This is a genomic window from Nitrospira sp., from assembly GCA_030653545.1.
Classification (GTDB): Bacteria; Nitrospirota; Nitrospiria; order Nitrospirales; family Nitrospiraceae; genus Nitrospira_D.
This window is the reverse complement of sequence record JAURZE010000022.1, coordinates 500,241-517,725: the sequence shown is the minus strand read 5'-3', so window position 1 is coordinate 517,725 and position 17,485 is coordinate 500,241. Positions and strand designations below refer to the sequence as shown.

The 17,485-nt window shown below is 57.1% G+C and carries 17 protein-coding genes; 7 read left to right on the top strand and 10 right to left on the bottom strand.

Going from position 1 to position 17,485, the window contains the following annotated elements:
- Positions 1–109 precede the first annotated feature (109 nt).
- Complete coding sequence (locus tag Q7U39_09275) at positions 110–1,264, bottom strand: hypothetical protein (GenBank protein ID MDO9118136.1); 1,155 nt, start codon at positions 1,262–1,264, stop codon at positions 110–112.
- Between the two features lie 757 nt (positions 1,265–2,021).
- Here Q7U39_09275 and Q7U39_09270 point away from each other — a divergent pair.
- Entirely contained in the window at positions 2,022–4,829 is a 2,808-nt protein-coding gene (locus Q7U39_09270) for a S8 family serine peptidase (protein MDO9118135.1), read from the top strand.
- 629 nt (positions 4,830–5,458) lie between these two features.
- On the opposite strand, the gene Q7U39_09265 is transcribed toward Q7U39_09270, so the two are convergent.
- From Q7U39_09265 to Q7U39_09250, 4 genes are all read right to left on the bottom strand, one after another.
- Positions 5,459–5,644 (bottom strand): hypothetical protein, encoded by a 186-nt coding sequence (locus tag Q7U39_09265; GenBank protein ID MDO9118134.1) that lies wholly within the window; start codon positions 5,642–5,644, stop codon positions 5,459–5,461.
- Positions 5,645–5,702: 58 nt separating this feature from the next.
- Positions 5,703–5,984, bottom strand: a complete 282-nt coding sequence (locus Q7U39_09260; GenBank protein ID MDO9118133.1) for an antibiotic biosynthesis monooxygenase — start codon at positions 5,982–5,984, stop codon at positions 5,703–5,705.
- A 196-nt stretch (positions 5,985–6,180) separates the two neighbouring features.
- Positions 6,181–6,510: a YajD family HNH nuclease gene (locus tag Q7U39_09255; GenBank protein ID MDO9118132.1), complete on the bottom strand. Its 330-nt coding sequence runs from the start codon at positions 6,508–6,510 to the stop codon at positions 6,181–6,183.
- Positions 6,511–6,710: 200 nt separating this feature from the next.
- Positions 6,711–6,914, bottom strand: a complete 204-nt coding sequence (locus Q7U39_09250; GenBank protein MDO9118131.1) for a hypothetical protein — start codon at positions 6,912–6,914, stop codon at positions 6,711–6,713.
- A 640-nt stretch (positions 6,915–7,554) separates the two neighbouring features.
- Between Q7U39_09250 and Q7U39_09245 the strand changes: the two genes are divergently transcribed.
- The 3 genes from Q7U39_09245 to Q7U39_09235 all read left to right on the top strand — a co-directional run bounded on the left by Q7U39_09245 (position 7,555) and on the right by Q7U39_09235 (position 11,011).
- Positions 7,555–8,415 (top strand): acyl-CoA desaturase, encoded by an 861-nt coding sequence (locus Q7U39_09245; GenBank protein MDO9118130.1) that lies wholly within the window; start codon positions 7,555–7,557, stop codon positions 8,413–8,415.
- 137 nt (positions 8,416–8,552) lie between these two features.
- Positions 8,553–9,662 carry a cyclopropane fatty acyl phospholipid synthase gene (gene cfa, locus Q7U39_09240; protein MDO9118129.1) on the top strand — a complete coding sequence of 370 codons (1,110 nt, stop codon included), beginning with the start codon at positions 8,553–8,555 and terminating at the stop codon, positions 9,660–9,662.
- 5 nt (positions 9,663–9,667) lie between these two features.
- On the top strand, positions 9,668–11,011 hold the full coding sequence (locus tag Q7U39_09235; GenBank protein MDO9118128.1) for an FAD-binding oxidoreductase: 1,344 nt from the start codon (positions 9,668–9,670) through the stop codon (positions 11,009–11,011).
- A gap of 85 nt (positions 11,012–11,096) precedes the next feature.
- Here Q7U39_09235 and Q7U39_09230 read toward each other — a convergent pair whose 3' ends face one another.
- Complete coding sequence (locus Q7U39_09230; protein ID MDO9118127.1) at positions 11,097–12,560, bottom strand: RNB domain-containing ribonuclease; 1,464 nt, start codon at positions 12,558–12,560, stop codon at positions 11,097–11,099.
- A gap of 160 nt (positions 12,561–12,720) precedes the next feature.
- Here Q7U39_09230 and Q7U39_09225 point away from each other — a divergent pair, with 160 nt between their 5' ends.
- Positions 12,721–13,836, top strand: coding sequence for an AI-2E family transporter (locus Q7U39_09225; protein ID MDO9118126.1), 1,116 nt, complete (start codon positions 12,721–12,723; stop codon positions 13,834–13,836).
- A 110-nt stretch (positions 13,837–13,946) separates the two neighbouring features.
- Here the strand turns inward: Q7U39_09225 and Q7U39_09220 are convergent, their stop codons facing one another.
- The 4 genes from Q7U39_09220 to Q7U39_09205 form a co-directional block, all read right to left on the bottom strand.
- Positions 13,947–14,093, bottom strand: coding sequence for a lmo0937 family membrane protein (locus Q7U39_09220; GenBank protein MDO9118125.1), 147 nt, complete (start codon positions 14,091–14,093; stop codon positions 13,947–13,949).
- 53 nt (positions 14,094–14,146) lie between these two features.
- Positions 14,147–14,680, bottom strand: coding sequence for a periplasmic heavy metal sensor (locus Q7U39_09215; GenBank protein ID MDO9118124.1), 534 nt, complete (start codon positions 14,678–14,680; stop codon positions 14,147–14,149).
- A 55-nt stretch (positions 14,681–14,735) separates the two neighbouring features.
- Positions 14,736–15,011, bottom strand: a complete 276-nt coding sequence (locus Q7U39_09210) for a hypothetical protein (GenBank protein ID MDO9118123.1) — start codon at positions 15,009–15,011, stop codon at positions 14,736–14,738.
- Positions 15,012–15,221: 210 nt separating this feature from the next.
- The gene (locus tag Q7U39_09205) at positions 15,222–15,911 is read right to left on the bottom strand and encodes a VIT family protein (protein ID MDO9118122.1); all 690 of its coding nucleotides are present in this window, start codon (positions 15,909–15,911) and stop codon (positions 15,222–15,224) included.
- Positions 15,912–16,226: 315 nt separating this feature from the next.
- Between Q7U39_09205 and Q7U39_09200 the strand changes: the two genes are divergently transcribed.
- Positions 16,227–16,637, top strand: a complete 411-nt coding sequence (locus Q7U39_09200) for a tetratricopeptide repeat protein (protein MDO9118121.1) — start codon at positions 16,227–16,229, stop codon at positions 16,635–16,637.
- A gap of 338 nt (positions 16,638–16,975) precedes the next feature.
- Complete coding sequence (locus Q7U39_09195) at positions 16,976–17,383, top strand: hypothetical protein (protein MDO9118120.1); 408 nt, start codon at positions 16,976–16,978, stop codon at positions 17,381–17,383.
- Positions 17,384–17,485: the final 102 nt, after the last annotated feature.

Here is a 17,485-nt window from a genome sequence, read left to right as displayed (position 1 = left end):
CTGCAACGTCGGAGACGGAACCGTCAATGAAAACCGGTCGCGCATTCTACGTGGTCAGAGTCGGTTTGGTCCACCCCTCCGTATGGCAGGCCGGGGTGATCGAGCGGGGTTAGTGAGCGGCTAGGATCAGCTTGATAATGCCGGAGATGTCTTGGACATCGGCTGACGGGGACGCATTGTTCGTAAGGCGGTTATAGCCGGCTTCGAAAGACAGCAGCGTGGCCCATGCCTGCGAGCGCTGCAGGTCCCAGGCAAGGATGCCCTTCCCGCCGACTTGTTGGGTGTCGATCAGTCCGTCGCTTGAATGGGCACTGGTATAGTTGCCCGCAGCGCTCAGCCAGATGCGTTGATTGTGCCGGTACTGAACCGCCACGGATGCGGAGGGTGATTCGATTCTGGTGCCCGACCAATCTTGAAGTTCCTCTCGGTACGCCAGCGTTGGCGTGATGGTGAGGGTGTTCAAGGGCCGAATCGCGGCGGTGAACGTTTGCATGCGAACGGTATTCTCTGCTCCGTTGCGCTGTAGATCGCTGCCGAGAACATAGGCGGAGGCGAGTCGAGCGTTCCAGGCGGCACCGGTGTAGGCCAGGGCCCCTTCGAGGGTGTGGGTATGGTTTCGTTGTGGCGCCACTCCGAGCGGCTCCGCGGAACTTCTGATACCCGTGTTTGAGTAGGTCAGCATGAACTCAGGCAAGCCGGGACTCTTCCAGGCGAGTCCTAATCGGCCGTAGGTGTGTCCCAGCCTGCTCCTCGTGGTGTCCCCGGTTACGTTATTCCATTGCTGGCCTAGGGCACTTCGTAGTGTTGTCCGTCCGGACTTCCATTCCCCCCAGACTTCACGCGTCGCCTGATCCGGCCCATTGATGAAGGCTTGCCCGGCGGAACGGTAGAGCACGCCGTATCGGACCGAACCTGCCGTGCCGGTGACGCCCAGGCGCAGCATCTGGCCGGATGCGTCGTCTCGAGTATCCCCGGGGATTTTGTTCTGCAGCCAGGTCGCCCCACCCTCACTTTTTGCCATTTCCGCTTCTGTCACAATCAGGCCATTGAGTAGGTTGATCGACGAGAGGAGTCCATGGGTGCGAGCTTGTTCCGTTTCCGGCGTCAGGGTCTGCAGCCGCGTGGCGGTTACCGTGGGCGGAGGAGCAAAGTATGTCGATGTCAGGCTGGTTTGGTAGAGGGCAGGGGAGGCAGGTTTGAGATCGGTCTGAGTCGTTGGATCAGAAAACAGCGCGCTCCATTTCGCGAGGGTTTGGTCGGGCATCGATCCCTCTCCGCCCCACACGAGCGAGGCGGGGACTATCAATATAAGCGTGAGGATGAGTCGCCAGGGTAGCTGCATTTTTCTTAGGCATAAGCTCAGGGTTCACTATTAAATGTAGCACTTGAAAAATTGCCGTAAACCGCTGGAAAGGAAGGCCTGTTGGGCTGTTCTCAAATCGTGGGTTGAGGTAATGGCGGTCGGACTCGGTGGATAAAGGCAATCTATTCAGATAGTTGCATACGCAGTGACAATCGCGAACAGGCCTGAACAGTCTAGGATAAGGGGAGACTGTGAGGCGATGCTTGGATTCACGACACAGGACTATTGACGAACGCGGGCAAGTTTTTGGCTGTTAAGGGCTTCTTGCCCAGAAAAGCGAGGCGGATAGCTCATGATGTTCAGGAAGACGCAGGTGTCTTCCTGTTCATGGGGGGACGTCTCTCGAGAATGTCCTTGCAGCACCCCCCTCTCTTGGAGAGGCTTCGTCTCCCCGGAAGAGGGGTATTAACCTATTAGCAACGTTGGTACTCTTCGAAACGTTTGAGAGCAATTGAAGTAGGGCGTCTCCTATCGTGGACGACTGTTTCTGTAGTGGTTGGTTAACCGATGCATCCGGCTGGTTGCGAGAGTAGGGCTCTCTTCTTTCGACAAGTGAGTTTCAATCATTCCGAGACAGTTTGGGGGATCGACAATGGTGAGGCGAAGGTTATGGTCTGGTTCCAAGGACATCGTCGGTAATTATTGGCGGAGAAAACATGTGACGAGGGTAGGCCTATACTCGCTCGTAGCACTTTCCGCGCTCTGGTGTGTCTGGGCCAATGCAGAAACTACTCGCATCACTCGACCAGATCAGGGCCTCACGGCCATTTCTGGCGGTCAGAAAATGCATGCCCGCTACAAGGACGGAGAAGTGATCGTCAAGTTCCGCGACGGAGCATCGGCTGCCACCATTGCAGCTGCCGAGACAAAGACTGGCACGCAGGCGATAAAGTCGTTCATCGGAGGCTCCCATCGGTTGCATCATCTCAAGCTGGGGAAAGGAGTCTCAGTCGAAGCTGCTATTGCGACCTATCGGCAAGACCCCGCGGTCGAGTATGCCGAACCAAACTATATCTATGAACTCGCAGGCATTCCCAATGACTCGCTGTTCAGCCAGTTATGGGGGCTTCATAACACGGGCCAGACGGTTCGAGGTGTGACGGGTACTGCTGGCGCCGACATTCATGCGGTTGAAGCCTGGGACATTACCACCGGTAGTTCAAACGTCATTATCGCCGTCATAGATACAGGAATCGCCTACGACCATCCAGACCTTGCGCCTAATATGTGGACAAACCCTGGAGAAATACCGAATGACGGTATTGATAACGACGGAAACGGTTACGTGGATGATTACTATGGGTATGACTTTTCCAATAACGATAGCGACCCGATGGACGTAGTGCACTTTCCCACTGGCATGCTGGGGCATGGGACGGCGTTGTCAGGCACTATGGCAGCGGCGGGGAATAATAGTCTCGGCATAACCGGCGTCATGCAGACAGCAAAACTCATGGCTCTCAAAGCGGGAAGCGGGGTAGCGTTTGAACACGTGACAGCCGCCGGGTTCATTCCTGCAGGCAACTATGCAATTGCAAAGGGCGCCCGCGTAATCAATGCGAGTTTTGGAAGGCTTGGGGGAGCGTGCAGTCAGGCAGAATACAACATGCTGAGTGCCGCCAACGCGGCGGGCATTATGGTCCTTGCTGCAGCCGGTAACGATGCTCAGGACAACGATCTGGTGCCATGGTACCCGGCGCAGTACAGCGTGGCGACTCCGTGCGGGCCTGCTCTGCCGAACGTCATCGCGGTGGCTGCGACGAACCAGAACGACGGCCTGTCGTATTTTTCGAGCTTTGGCGCGACATCCGTTCAAATCGCAGCGCCGGGGACTGAAGAAACCTATACGACCTATCCGACGCAGAATGTGACCAACATCCTTTTACACACATTTGATTCGAACCCAGGCGGGCTTGGGTATATCTTCAGTGGTACCAATAATGGTTGGGCCTTCACCGATGCGCAAGCTGTAAGTCCTCCATACAGCCTCACGGACAGTCCGGGGGGCAACTATTTAAACAGTACCAATTCATTTGCCACGGGTCCGGTCTTTAGTACGGCTAGTCGACATGGCTGTCTGCTGATCGGCGATGTGCGCCTGGCTTCTGCCGGCAATGGTGACGGTATCCTGGTGCAGGCTTCCGGAGATGGAGGCACAACCTGGACAATCGGGAACAAGTTTACCTCCTCCTCGGCCGGCTTATTCAGGAGCCGTCCCCTGGAAGAAATACGCGATGACAACCTGTCCGCTCGCTTCCGGATCAACTTTTTCTCGGACGCTGCTGGCACAGATGACGGTGCGTATCTTGACAACCTGCGTGTTGACTGCGTGTCGGGTCCCCCCTCTGGAGTGACGGACTATGGTTTCCTGGGCGGCACGTCGTCGGCCACGGCGCACGTGACGGGTGTCGTGGGGCTCCTCCTGTCTGCCAATCCAACCTTAACCGTGGCGCAGATCCGCAATGCCATCATCAATACCGGCGATGTGCTCCCCGCGCTGGCCGGTAAGACGCTGACGGGTCGCCGACTCAATGCCCGCGCGGCGCTCGATAGTATCGGCACGTTTGCCGTCACTGTGAATAAGGCGGGGACTGGTTTGGGGGCGGTCACATCGGCACCGAACGGGATCAACTGCGGCGCTACCTGCAATTTCCAGTTTCCCGCAGGAGCGAGCGCAACGCTGACGGCTACTCCTGCGGCCGGATCAGTGTTCTCCGGATGGAGCGGGGGCGGGTGCACCGGTATCGGTACGTGCTCATTGTCCACGACCGCTAGTGTGACAGCCACCTTCACGTTGGCGCCGCCGGCACCGTTTACTGTGACGGTGTCCAAGAGCGGGGCCGGAAGCGGAACCGTGACGTCTGCGCCGCAAGGGAATAGTGGGGGTATCAACTGCGGAGTGACCTGTACGGATCAATTCAGCCAAGGCACGACAGTAACGCTTACCGCGACCCCTGCCGCCGGGTCTGTGTTCTCCGGGTGGAACGGGGGCAATTGTGTCGGTACTGGAACTTGTCAGGTCACCGGGGATGCGACGGTGACAGCAACCTTCACACTTCCTCCGCCGCCGAATACCTTCAATGTTTTGGTGGCAACGGTGGGAGCCGGATCAGGAACAGTCACGTCAACACCGGCTGGAATTAACTGTGGTGCGACCTGCAACGGTAACTTCCAGGATGGCACTATTGTGACTCTTGCGGCGACCGCAAACTCCGGCTCTACATTTACTGGTTGGAGCGGGGGTGGTTGTACGGGAGTCGGTCCCTGCGCCGTCAATACGGCTGCCACCGTGACCGCGTTGTTTGACGGTCCGGTTTCATCAGGGGGCGGGGGCTCTCAAGGTTCTTCCGGTGGTGGCGGAGGCTGTACGATTGCGCCGGTGGGCTCGAATGATGCCTTCATGCCGAGCCTACTTCTGCTGACGCTCGGTGCGTTGTGTTGGAGAGCTCGAAGCCGGGATTGCTGATGTGAGACCCCACTCTTCTGTCATTATCCCGCCGAGGTCTCCAGGTAACCCTCTGGAGCCTCGTCGAGATGTCAGTGCGTCCATGGCTTCTGTTGCATCAGTTCTCTATGAGCTCTTGGGGCGCAAGCCTGTAAAGGGGTTTTATCGTTCCTCCGCCTTTCTCTCCAGCCTGGCCGTAGGAACGGCTTTCTTTGGTGTGTTCCCCTTGCTGGTGGCAGTTCAGCCGTTACCCTGGCCGCGCATTTTGTCTGTGGGGTTCCTGATGGCTGCGGTGTGGCAGCCGATTGTCGAGGAGCTCTTGTTCCGGGGATGTTTGCAAGGAGTTCTGGTGCGTCGTGCCTGGGGAAGGCGAACGGTCATTGGGATAAGCCTAGCGAATCTATTGACGTCGATCTTCTTCATCGGTGCCCACATCCCGACACACTCGCTTCTTTGGGCATTGCTAATACTGTTTCCTTCTCTAGTTTTTGGAGTCCTACGCGATCGGTCGGGGTCGGTGGTTCCTCCTATCGCTCTCCATATGTTCTATAACACAGGATATTTCCTTATCGCCGGAGGCTCCGCTATCGTCTGAATGCGGATGATCTGTCTTCAAAGGTGACTCTCGACCCATTCCTCTGCCTCGTGGGCTATCCCATAGCAGCCCAGATCTTCTGCGCATTCTCGCCGGTGAATGTCATGTCATCCTGCGCGGACGAGCTCCGCTCAAAATAGAGATGCAATAATCCTCCACCAAAGTGGGCCTCACGGACGAGATCCAGATTGATTGCGACCTCACCGGTACGTTCTTCGTCATTCACTTTGACAAACCGCATGACTGTTCCCTCCTGGTTGTAGTCTCATGATAGGGGTAGTGACGTGACCGATTCCCATTTAGAGCAGGCCGTGCTCGATTTCACGCAGGTAGAGAAAGTCCGGGGCTTTGACTCCTGCCTTCCTTCTGATCTCGACCAACTCCGGTGATTCGAAGAAGCGACGAGCGTTGTCCAATGACGACCATTCTGAAAAGTGCACGATACGGTTGGCGTCGGTGTCGTATCGCAGCAGCTGATAGCGGATTTCTCCGGCAGTCTTTCTGATGCCGGCCGCCTGGTCGAAAATGGTTTTCCATTTCTGGTAGTCCTCGACTTCATGAATGATCAGCACGTGCGGCATGTGGACTCCAATGAGAGAATGTTGGTTCAGGAGACAGATAGGCTTGGTGCAATCAGTCTACTGCATCTATGGCAGGGCATTCATCTCTTGGAGTCTGCAGGAGGGGGAGATTTTCGTGTGGCGCTGTCAGGATTTAGAAGAGCGTCGCGTGTCAGAGTTGCGAAGGCGCTGTGCGCGGGCGCTTGTTTCCATTGGACTAGGTGGGGCGCTTCAGTAGAGCTGCGAGGCGTGCGAAAGGCGTGAAGGGTGACGGGGGATTTTGCTGCGGGTCTGGAATGGCCTCTCCGGGCGCATCAACGGCCTGATACCGCTGATGCTCATTGTCGTGACAATAGAGGCAGAGTAATTCCCAGTTGCTTCCGTCGGGCGGATTATTCTGATGGTTATGGTCCTTATGATGGACGGTGAGCTGGCTCAGTTTCTTGCCGTCGAATTCGCGTCCGCAGTGGGCGCAGATCCAGGGGAAGAGTTTGAGCGCCTGTTCGCGAGGGGTTTGTTTCCGTTGAGGCCGGTAGTCCGCTGCCATGCGCGCCTCGAAGTGAACCGCGACTTGATCAAAACGTATTCTACAGCAAGGCGCGAGCGAAATCCCGTCTCCGTTGCGTCAGGCCCGGCATAGGCCGGTCGCGCCGCGCAGCTGGATGAGCGGCGAGGAGAGGGAGGAGGTGGCGACTAGCTCTACGCCGGGCGACGGTCTCTGGGCATGGGATCCTCTCCGCTACATGCTTACGCCGCCGTCTGTTTGATGGTAAAAACTCCTACCCCTCTCGTAATGATGATCTGCCCCGCTCGGCTTAAGCGACCGACTTCTTGAAAGAACTCGTTCCAGGTGAATTCAGGGTAGCGGGCGACTAAGGCTTCGAATTCGTATTCTGCCGAACCTTCAAGGAATTCGAGTATCCGGCCGGTAATGGGTCTTTGCTGTGCCATCGCGATATCTCCTCATGAGCCTGTCATCTTCGGACAATGTGTATCTGGAATAGCCTGCCTGTTATGGTCTGCATGGTGAGGCCTTTCAATCTCCGGAGGGCGTCCCGTGCGTCGAAGGCATGTAGAGAAAGCAGAGCGCATCAGGGATATGGAAAAGCACTACAAGTGCTGCTGGCGTTCGGGCGGCGGAGACTGGAGCATCAATCGCATAAGAAAGGCGCGGGCCGCGCGATGGATCAAACAGTCGGCGAGGCAGAAACGTCTTCTATATATACTGTGCTTGAAGACACATGAGGTCAAGCGATATGTTGGCGCTCATATTGGGATGGAGATTGTGGTACCGTTCTCCCACGAGCGCTGCCGCTGAATGAGTCATAAAAGATGTGTATTCTCATGCCGCGTGCGGGGTGGACCGGAGGGTTGAGTGAGCGGCATGTGGTCGCTGTCGAAACGTAGGCCGTAAAATGAGTAACGGATCACTTTTAACCGCCCTTTAGGGCAGGCTAATTATTTTTCTTCCCGTGACATTACCTCCTTTTCAGACTCCGTCCGATAAAGTACAATAGCGGCGCTTACCGCGGTCGACCTTTCTAACCCTACACGAATGTGTGAAGAGGGCGGTGAACGATGAGAGCGACTTATGAATAGCTTGTCCAGCGAGTCCATCACTCAGCAATCGGGATCGGCGACCATTCAATGGGCCACCGCGATTCCGTTCATACTGGTTCACCTGATGGGCCTGTGGGCGATTCAGACCGGAGTCAGCGTTGAGCTCATTGTGCTGGCCATTGCCAGCTATTACCTGAGGATGTTGGCCATCACGGCAGGGTACCACCGCTACTTTTCCCATCGTTCCTATAAAACGGGCCGGGTCTTTCAGTTTCTCTTGGCTGTGCTTGCGATGACGTCGGCGCAGAAGGGGGTGTTGTGGTGGGCTGCCCACCATCGGCATCACCATAAGCACTCCGACCAGGAACAAGATCGCCACTCCCCGGTGCAGCGAGGGTTCTGGTATTCCCATGTCGGATGGCTCTTGACCAACGAATACGATCGCACTGAGTTCGCCATTGTGAAAGACTTGGTGAAGTATCCGGAGTTGCGCCTCCTCAACCGGTTTCACTATGTGCCGCCGTTCTTGTATGCGCTGCTGATCTATATGGTGTGGGGATTTCCCGGTCTCGTCTGGGGATTCTTTATTTCCACGACCGTGCTCTATCATTGCACCTTCTTCATCAACTCCCTGACCCACATCATTGGACGTGTGCGATACGACTCCCGCGATGGAAGCCGGAACAGCTTCATCCTGGCGATCCTCTGTTGCGGAGAAGGCTGGCACAACAACCATCACTACTATCAGTCATCGGTCAATCAGGGGTGGCGCTGGTGGGAGGTGGATTTTTCCTACTATCTCTTGATCCTGCTCTCCTGGTTTCGGATTGTGTGGGATCTTCGAACCCCTCCCGATCACATCAAGGCCAATATCTACGCTCCCGGCAGCTAAGTACTTCGGGGCCGTTCAGTCGCGCGGTCAATCTTCTCGTGCGGTCATCCATGCGCGCTCGGGCTTCACGCGAGTCAGCACCGGTGTGACGTATACCCGCGCACCATCTTCGAGGCGGGATGAGTGAGGACCTCGATATGAACCCACAGCATACGATTCAGGAATTACTCGAACGAGCCCGCGTGCACATTGGCGGCCCTGAGTCCGGGGATATCATGATTCATGATGAGCGCTTCTATACGCGTGTCCTTGCCGAGGGTTCGCTCGGACTCGGGGAGTCTTACATGGACGGCTGGTGGGATGCCAAGCAACTGGACGAGTTCTTTTTCCTGGTTGACTCTGCCGAACTCGACAAAGCCGTACACGATAAGCACCTCCTCCTGAATACGTTCAAGGCTCGCCTCTTCAATATGCAGGATAAGGCGCGCTCGAAACGGGTTGCGCAATGTCACTATGACCTGAGCAACGAGTTTTACGAACAGATGCTCGGCCCGCACATGCAATATACCTGTGGCTATTGGAAGAAGGCACAAACGCTGGCGGAGGCACAGGAGCACAAGCTGGATTTGATCTGTCGCAAACTACAGCTCAAGAAGGGCGAACGGGTGCTGGAGCTGGGCTGCGGGTGGGGAGGATTCGCCCGTTTTGCCGCGACTAACTATGGTTGTTCGGTGGTGGCCTACAATATTTCCGAGCAGCAGGCGGCCTATGCGCGTCGTTGGTGTGCCGGGCTTCCTGTTGAAATCCGGCTCAGCGACTATCGTGAAGCGACCGGGGAATTCGACAAAGTTGCCGCCATTGGCATTTGCGAGCACGTGGGATTTAAGAATTACCGCACGCTCATGGAGGTGGCTCAGCGGACCGTGAAGCCGCATGGGTTGGTGTTGGTCCATAGCATCGGCAACAATGCCTCGGTGAGCACCAGCGATCCGTGGTTCGATAAATATATCTTTCCCGGCGGGATGCTACCTTCGGTGGCGCAACTGGGCGCCGCGATGGACGGACTCTTCGTCATGGAAGACTGGCATAATTTCGGCCCCGACTATGACCGCACATTGTTGGCATGGCAGGAGAATGTCGATCGGCATCGGGGGGAATGGGACTCCACCTTCGACGAGCGGTTCTTCCGGATGTGGCGCTACTACCTGCTGTCTCTCGCGGGGGCGTTCCGCGCCCGCACCATCCATCTCTGGCAGATTGTCATGTCAAAGCATGGCCTGTTGGGTGGCTATGAATCGGTCCGGTAACGGTCATGATCTCGCCTGACGAGTATGTTCGAAAGCGGGAGGCAGTCGCCCAATTCCTTCGTACTTCAAATCAGACCGGAACCCTCGCCCTCGAAAAGACGACCTCCAATCTGTTCCGGCAACGAACTCCAGAGCCGCGGCACAAGCTGGATGTGCGTCACTTCAATCAGGTGATTCGCATTGATCCGGACGAGCGGGTTGCCGAGGTCGAAGGAATGACGACCTACGATGACCTGGTTCGTGAAACGCTGCCGTTCCAGTTGATGCCGGCCGTCGTGCCCCAGCTCAAGTCGATTACCATCGGCGGAGCCTTGGCTGGAGTGGGGATTGAGTCCTCCTCGTTCACGCATGGCTTTGTACACGAAACGATTCTTGAAATTGACATCCTCCTACCCGACGGCACGGTCGTCATCGCCACCAAAGACAATGAACACAAAGATCTGTTCTTTGGTTTTGCCAACTCCTATGGCACGTTGGGCTATGCGCTCAAAGTGAACGTGCAGCTTGTTCCCGTCAAGAAATTCGTCAAGCTCCGGCACGAGCGATACTCAGATCTGAATAGCTATTTTCACGCACTGGGGCTTGTATGCCGGGACAGGCAGGTGGATTTCGTCGACGGTACGATGTTCGAGGAGCACGAGCTCTATATCACGACGGGCGAGTGTGTCGACCGGGCCGAATGGCTCAGCGATTACACCTATCGCCATATCTATTATCGATCAATCCAGCAGAAGACCGTCGATTATCTGACGATCCACGACTACCTGTGGCGATGGGATACCGACTGGTTCTGGTGCTCAAAGCACTTCTTCGTCCAGTATCCTGTGGTGAGGTGGCTCTGGGGCAGGAAGCGTCTCTGTTCCACGGTGTATTGGAAGCTGCGCAGCCGGTTTAACCGTTCACCCTTTGCGCAGCGGGTGGCCAAGGCGCTGACCGGTCGGCAGGAGGCCGTGATTCAAGACGTCGAAATCCCGCTTGAGCATGCGGCGGAGTTTGCCGGGTTTTTCAATCGGGAGATCGGCATCAAGCCTGTCTGGATCTGTCCGGTCATGGCCGATGATCCGTCTGCCTCGTACCCGTTATATCCGATGACACCCGGGAAGCTCTACGTCAACTTCGGATTCTGGGATGCTGTGAGCACCGATCATGAGGACGGGTATTTCGACAAGAAAGTCGAAGCCAAGGTTCGGGAGCTGCACGGCAAAAAATCTCTCTACTCTAATGCGTACTATTCTCGCGAAGAGTTCTGGCAGTTGTTCAATGAACCAGCGTATCGGAGGCTCAAAGCACGATACGATCCCGCAGCCAGGATGAAAGACTTGTACGAAAAATGCGTGCTGAAGCAGTGACTTCTCGTCCCTTCCCTTCGTGCCCGTTCTACTGTTGGCATCAGGCATTTCTGCCAGGATCCTGCAGAATGGCTTGAGCATGCACTCACATTCCGACTCGGGAAAAATCGATATACCCGCGTTCAACGTTTGTGCTCACGAGTTGTACGTGCAGGGTGTCTCCCACATCAAGTCCGTTCGCACCCGTCGTCAGTTTCCCTTCCACCGGCGGCTCAAGCAGCCGAACCCAGGTACCCTTGTCGGAGGTGCCTGTCACAATGGCATCGAACCGTTGTCCGATCAGCGGCTCCAGCAAGAGGGCTGCGGCGGATTTGCGCAGTTGCCGCTCGACCCGTTCGGCATCGTCCTCCTTCTCCGTGCAGTGGCTTGCCAGATACTCCAATTCATCGAGACGATAGGGGGCAGGCGAGCCGGTCAGCGCAGCCTTGACCAATCGCTGGGTGATCAGATCGGGGAAGCGCCGGTTGGGTGCGGTGGAGTGCGTGTAGCCTTTCACGGCCAGTCCGAAATGTTCCGGCGCGCCGTCCGTCGAGCGGTCGAGCACATATTCGCCCCGGCCGATCAGCTTCACAATCGCCAGGGAGAGATCCGGAAATCTGAGGGGATCGGCCTGCCGCCGTTTCACGAGGAACGTTTCGAGTGCCTGTGCGTTGGGTTCCCCCGGCAAGGATTCGCCCCAGCGCGCCGCGACCTCGATGATCCGCTGCCAGCGCTCAGGCGATCGCAGGATGCGACGGAACGACGGCACGCCCTTACTCTTCAGGTAGGATGCGGTGGCCTGGTTGGCCGCAATCATGAAATCTTCGATGAGTTCCTTTGCGCGGTTCTTCTGCTCGACCCGGAGCGCAGTCAGCACCTCGCCTTCAAAGACGGCTCGCGGCTCAATCGTTTCAAGGCTGAGCGCGCCCTGCTGGTGCCGCCGTGCTTTGAGGCGCTGCGCGACCTGATCTTGAAGACGAAGCTGACCGTCAAGTCCAGGAACGGTCGTGATCCGTTCTGGCGCAGGACCGGTTCCCGCCAGCCATTCGGCCACCGCGTTATACGCCAGCTTGGCATGGTTATGGACCAGAGCCCGGTAGAGCGTGGAACTGAGCACCGCCCCATCCTGCGCGACCACGAACTCCACGACGAGCGCGAGACGGTCCTGCCCTTCGCCCAGCGACGTCAGATCCGTCGAGAGTTTTTCCGGCAGCATGGGAAAGAGATCGCCGGAGGTATAGACCGATGTCGTATTGTGCCGGGCGTGCGCATCCAGGGCGGAATCTTTCGTGACGAGCGCGTCAACATCGGCAATCGCAACCAGGATGTTCACCGACCGGTCCGGGTGCGGTGTGGAGACTGTGAGTTGGTCCAGGTCCCGGGAATCGTCATTGTCGATCGATGCCCACAGCAGTGCTCTCAGGTCGCGGAGGGAAGAGGACTGGTCCGTGGCGGGTGTCTGGATACGGCCTAATTCAGCCATTGCCGCGGCTGAAAAGTCCGGCAAGAGGCCGCGCTCAATCATGGCACGACGGGCGATGCTCTTGAGATCGGAGCGATGACCGGTCATAGGTTCCTCAGGGTAAAGAAAACACGTCCTTGAGGCCTAGCTATAGCACGAACGCGGTCTGCATGGCGTGATTCTTCATGCGTCGTTCCTGGAGGCCTGGAACCCATGGACCTTCCCTCAGGTTGCTGAACCTGCCGCGCTTCGCTATGATTCCTCGCACATGCCACCTCAACCAGAGCACCAGACGATATCGAAGGCCAGCAGGCTGACGCATATCGCGTTGATGGTCGGGACGCTCGCACTCGCTGGCCTTATCCTCAGCCCGCTATTTTCTCCCATCCTCTGGGCGGTTGTACTGGTCTATGCACTGTATCCGCTCTATGGCCGGGTCCTCCGGGCTACCGGCGGACGGGAAGCGCTGAGCGCCTTTCTTCTGTGCGCAATCATGACCATCGGATTCCTGCTCCCGCTGTTCTATCTGACGCTGCTCGTCGCGCAGGATCTCGCCGGGATGGTCTCCTCTCTGGTCACGTATCTGCAGCAGGGCGAACAGTCCGTCGGGGAAGGTTGGCGGCGGTACCCGGTGATCGCGGGGTTCGTCGCGCAATTTCAGAACCTCGAGCGGTTGACGGGGAGTGATTTGCAATCGAGCCTGGTAACGGGTGTGGCTGACCTCGGGAAGCTCTTGATTCAGCAGTCGACCAACGTAGTGAGCAATGTGGTGCAGTGGGCGATCGAGTTCGGCATCGTGCTGTTGACTGCGTTCTACTTTTTCAGGGACGGGAAGCGCTTTGTCGATTGGACGCAGGAGAATCTGCCTATCACGTCGGAGCGGCGCCGGTTGGTTCTGACGCGATTCGACGAAGTGGTCAAAGGCGCTGTGTATGGCAATACGATTGTGGCTTTGCTTGAAGGATTCATCGGCTGGTTGGCATTTTGGGCGGTGGGGTTACCGTCCCCGATCCTGTGGGGTACGGTCATGGCCATCACGGCCTATATTCCGTTCGTTGGTGCTGCCCTGGTCTGGGTTCCGGCTGCGATCTATTTGGCTATCCAGGGAGCGTATACGCAGGCGGGAGCGCTGGTCGCGGTGGGAATCGTGTTGTCCGTGGTGATCGATGAACTGGTGCGGAATATGATCGTCGGTAAAGCGTCGAAGGTGCACTCGTTGATCATGTTTTTCAGTGTGATCGGTGGCATACAGTTTTTTGGCTTGATCGGCATCGTGGCGGGACCATTGGTCGTCGCGGTGGCGTTGACCCTGCTGGAGACATACCGGAATGAGACGGCCGCGCCGGGTCCGATCGCGACGGAAAGATCGGAAGGGACGAATTGATGCGGAGAGAGCCCGCCGAGTAGCGGGTGACGTGTCACACAAGACAAAGCATGACGGTCCCTTTCCGCGCGCCGCGACCAGAGTTGCCACCGGTGCAGTCCCCGGGGAATTTACACGCGGCGACCTTGAATGACCCGGATCAGAATGACCACGATCGCGAGGACCAAGAGGGCATGAATGAATCCGCCCATGGTGTAGGAACTGACAAGGCCTAGAATCCAGAGAATTACGAGCACAATCGCAATCGTCTCGAGCATCGTGTGTCTCCTTGCTTTATAAAATGGTCTGCCGACGGTTCTCCTGTAGGGACCTAGTGGCTTCCTCGGGGCGTGGAGCCCTGTGTACCGCTCCGCATCTCCTGCATCCGTTTTTCATGTGATGCTTTGGCTTTCTCGCGTTGCTCGGGTGTCAGGACCGCCAGCGCGTCGCGGCGGGCTTTGAATGCCGACATCCGGAGTCCAACCTCGAGCATCTCGCTCTGTTTCACTTTGGCTTCGAGAGCGGACAGATCGGTCTTCTCATCTTCCACCAGCGCCAGTAATTCGCGTTCGGCCACGAGGATTTCCGCGTCGGCCTTAATCCGCGCGCGATCGTAATCCAGTTCGACGGTTTTCAATTTCTTGACCTGTTCTTCGGTCAGCCCGATCTCCTGCTGGTGCTTTAACATATGCCGGAGGTGGTCCGCCGCATGGCCATGATGGCCCATCCTTTCCTCATAACCGCCATGACTGCCCGCCGACGCATGCGCGGACCCATATTCCGAGTCTGCCAGGCTGGGCTGCACTCCCAGGCCTAACATGGCGATCATGCTCATGGTCCCTGTTATGAGTTGACGGGTCTTCATTGAAACCTCCTTGAATGGCGCCGCTCCTTGAAGGGCCGATGCCGAGTTGACGGTGTTATTCGGTCTTGGCCTTTAATTCTTTCGCCTTGCCTTTGATACGTTCGCCGGCGGCTTTGGTCTTGCCTTTTGCCCGCTCCATCGTTCCGCTGACTTTATTTCCCTGGGCCTCTTCTATTATGGCCTTCGTTTCGCCCTTCGCTTCTTGCCCCTTGGCCTTCACTTCCCCTTTCATACTTTCCATCTTGGCCTTCGCGTCATCGGCTTGAGCCATCTGTGGCATTCCCGAGAACATCCCGATCACTGCGATGGCGACTACCATGACCTTGTGCATTGAATCCTCCTGGTTAAAAGTGGAATCCGTAGACCTTCTGACTTGCCGCATATGACCGCAAGGCTCGACGAGCAAGCGATCAAGAAGCGCAACACTACATTTATGATATCCAGTGGGAATTCTGAAAACTGATCAATAGTGAACAGTTGAAGAGCGGTGTTGGTGCCAGAAAATCTGGTGGTTTGGATCAGTTCCTGTGTGACAGGGCTTTCAAGCGGCGACACCAAACACCGCGCCTACTCCGGCGGTCAAGGCCATGGCGAGGGCACCCCAAAAGGTCACCCGCGCGGTCGCCGTGAGTACGGGGGCTCCGCCGACCTGTGCAGCCAGGGCACCCAGGAGGGCGAGAAACAGGAGCGAACTGCCGGAGACGGCCCACATGAGCGTCGCTGTCGGCACGACAAGGACCACCAGGAGGGGCAGGATCGCACCCACTGAGAAGGTGACGGCTGATGCCAACGCGGCTTGAACCGGTCTTGCGGCCGATTTGCCGGATATCCCCAGCTCATCGCGTCCATGGGCGCCGAGGGCATCATGCGCCATCAACTGGGTCGCGACCTTCGAGGCGAGCGCTGCATCCAGTCCACGCCCGATGTAGATATCGGTCATTTCTTTCTGCTCCTGCTTGGGATGTGTTGCGAGCTCCCTTCGTTCACGGTCCAGGTCGGCCCGCTCGGTGTCGGCTTGTGAGCTCACCGACACATATTCTCCCGCCGCCATCGACATCGCGCCGGCCACCAGACCGGCCACTCCTGCGATCATAATGTTTGTTGTATTTGCGCCTGCGGCAGCCACGCCTAAGACGAGACTTGCGGTAGAGACAATCCCGTCGTTGGCGCCAAGCACGGCCGCACGGAGCCATCCGATGCGGTGGGTCTTGTGTATTTCGCTGTGTGGCATTCTGTGCCTTCCTTCGCAAGCATGTGCCAATCGCCAACTGACCCGTCCATCTATTCCGGACAAGGCTACGGCACTAGGGGCTTTCTATTCAGTACATCAGTGCTCTTCTCACGTGAGTATACGCCAGGGCCGGAGCGATCGTTTCGAGGAGAAGAGCCATGACGGGTGAGAAGCGTTTTGAAATCATGCAGACCAGTTGTGCTTTGTATCGTTCTCCGGTTTCTCGATGAAGTGAGCACTTTTGATCAGACGAGGCGCTTCGCAGTGCACCAGTATGTACAAAACGTATGATCTATGTCTAACAGGAGGTGCATTGTGAAACAGGTCTCTTTAGTTGTGAGTGTGATGCTCGCAGGGCTCATTCCCATCCTCGCATCGTGCGATTCCAATAAGCCGTCGATGCCTGCGGCGAAGACCAGTGCCGCAGAGGCGGTGCCTGCGTCGGAGACAGCGCTGATGGCGACTGCCGATTCTCCCGGCCGGGCGGACAATGACGAGGCCGTCTCCCAGTATAAGCAGGGGAAAATGGATGCCGCGATCGAAGGCTTCCAGAAAGCCGTCAAGGCTGATCCGAAGTCGGCTGAAGCCCAGTATAACTTGGGCCTCAGTTTCGACAAGATCGGAAAGCATGATCAGGCGACGGCGGCCTTCAAGCAGGCGGCGGCACTTTCCCCGACGAATCCGGCTATTAAAGATTCAGCAATCGTCAAGAAACACACGTCATAAGATTCTCGTCGGGAGCGTCGACGGGGCCCGCTCCGTCGACGTCCACTCCGGATGGACGAAGGCGTTGTGAGTCGATCACTGAGGGGCGGGGAGTAAGGCGTGTCTGACGCCTTGCTCATCCCGACCCGATTTCAGGAGGTATGCCATGGCGGAAAAACTATGTGCGCACCCGGGCTGTACCTGTCCGGCCGAGCCGGGGAAAGAATTCTGTTCGTCAAACTGTCGGGAGGCTAAAACCGGTGATCCCTGTCCTTGTGGTCATGCGGGATGCGGAAAGAAGTAATAGCAGATCGGGTCCTCGCAGGGGGCCGGAACATAGCAAAAGCAGCGAGGTGAATATGATGCGGTCTACACGTATGTGCGAACACGATTCCCCTTCACTGGCTCTCAGAAGATGGTCCGGGAAGCCGAATCAGCTTGCGAGCATTCTCATTCTGAGCTTTCTTCCTGTCGTGACCTATGCTGCCGATGGACTTCCGTCGTCCCCGCCGGCGGGCAGTCGCGCGCCGGACCCCGGCGTTATTCCGGAACAAATGATCGAGCCCGGCAAGGTCCCGCCTGCTCCGTCCAAGAGCGATCCGGGTATCCAGCATATGCCGGAGAAACTCGGTGATCCCCGCGGTGCGGTGAAACCACCGAGCCTTGATCCCGGTATATCGAAGAATCCTGACGCGGTGCCTCCCGCACAGAAGAGCATCAATCCCCCTGCTGGAGGATCACCACCGGGGAAATCAGGCGGGCGGTAGCGGAGAGAGTCGCCCCAAATATGACAGCTAGACCTGGTCAGTCGGTCTGGTCTCGTCTGTGTCTTAGACGCGAGGGTGTTTAGGTCACAGGCGAGAACGACC